This window comes from Salinisphaera sp. G21_0, assembly GCF_017744115.1.
Taxonomy (GTDB): Bacteria; Pseudomonadota; Gammaproteobacteria; order Pseudomonadales; family Endozoicomonadaceae; genus Endozoicomonas.
This window is the reverse complement of record NZ_JAGHQW010000296.1, coordinates 1-517: the sequence shown is the minus strand read 5'-3', so window position 1 is coordinate 517 and position 517 is coordinate 1. Positions and strand designations below refer to the sequence as shown.

At 50.3% G+C, this 517-nt stretch carries 1 protein-coding gene; it reads left to right on the top strand.

Going from position 1 to position 517, the window contains the following annotated elements; genetic code table 11:
- The coding region (locus J7439_RS26150; protein ID WP_209204981.1) for a hypothetical protein at window positions 1-517 on the top strand (517 nt) is incomplete at both ends.

Sequence of the window (517 nt, the reverse complement as noted above, 5' to 3'; positions counted from 1 at the left end):
CAAAAGTCCACGAAATGACAGAGTGGCTGTTCGTGCTGCGCTGAAATCATTGCTGCCGATATTGGCTATCCATGGAGGAACGGGTATCCGGTTCTGGATTGAAAAACATCGTGAAGATCCACGCTGCCATGAAGTACTCACTAAGGCATTATCCATTCCTGCACCACGGGCTTTAACAAAATTTGCACTAACGCAGCTCCTTGAACCTGAGAGGAAGGAATACCTTGAACTGTGCAGAAACCTGAAGCCAGCCCCAACCCCGGCGCAATGGAATGCGTTACAGCCACTGCGCCAACAGCTTGGCCTGCGATGGGAATTCACGCTATCCAAACGTATGATGCTGGAGATTCTCTGGCGACAGTCCGAAAATAACCGCGCAAAATATGCGTCCAGAATGGACGAGCTATTCAGAACTGTGCCTGCAATCTCACAGTGGTACCGACTGCACCGGGTACTCAGGCCACAGAAAATGCAGCAATTCATGGATGCCTGTCTTGACTACCAGGCTAAACCTGAA